Raw genomic sequence first — 850 nt, 5'->3', positions numbered from 1 at the left:
CTGCTCACGTTTCTCCTTAAGTTCCGCAATTTCTTTGGTCTTCTTATCAAGCACAGCCATCGATGTTTTGATGTAGGAATTGCGTGCTTTTTGCTCTGCAATCATGCCACTAACTTGCGTATTCCAAAGAAAGAAAAGGCCACCAGCTGCAACAGCCACAGCAACAAGCATTGCGATAAATTCTTTTTGTCGTTTGGCTCGGAGTTCTTCGCGCCACGGACGTAGGTTAATACTTGGCATCAGTCAAAACTCCTCATCGCTAAACCGCAAGCAATCATTAATGCCGGCGCATCATTACTCAGAGCTGAGGCATTTACTTTTGAGTTCAACGTCATATCTGAAAATGGATTTGCTACGACTGTCTTGATCCCAACCTTCTCTTGAATCATTTCAGCAAGATCTGGAACGGAAGCAACACCGCCAGCAAGTACTACATAATCAACTTCGTTGTATTGACTAGACCCAAAGAAGAATTGCAAAGAGCGAGCCACTTGTTGAACAACAGCTTCTTTGAACGGCTCAAGCACCTCACGTTCGTAGTCATCCGGCAAACCGCCTTGCTTTTTCGTCAGGCCAGCTTCTTCATACGACAAACCGTAACGACGCTGAATTTCTTCCGTCAGCTGACGTCCACCAAACAATTGTTCACGGGTATAAACGGTAGTATTTTCGGCGAGCACACTTAGCGTTGTCATGGTTGAACCAACATCAACAACTGCCACAGTTTGCTCTTCTGGAGAATCTTCCATTTGGGAAGCGATAAGACCGAAGGCACGCTCAACTGCATGCGCTTCAATATCAACGACTCGACTGATAAGCCCACCAATTTCGAGGGCATCTTCACGTAATT

2 protein-coding genes are annotated in these 850 nt (G+C 45.6%); both read right to left on the bottom strand.

Translation table 11 applies throughout. The features are described 5' to 3' along the window. A partial coding sequence (locus A3739_RS00775) for a PilN domain-containing protein (protein WP_369821069.1) occupies positions 1 to 240 on the bottom strand: 240 nt, incomplete at its 3' end. Continuing rightward, positions 240 to 850: type IV pilus assembly protein PilM (gene pilM, locus A3739_RS00770; protein WP_156502216.1), on the bottom strand; the 611-nt coding region annotated here is incomplete at its 5' end. The genes A3739_RS00775 and pilM, both read right to left, overlap by 1 nt.

This window comes from Oleiphilus sp. HI0067, assembly GCF_001635735.1.
This window is presented reverse-complemented; position numbering and strand designations above follow the sequence as displayed.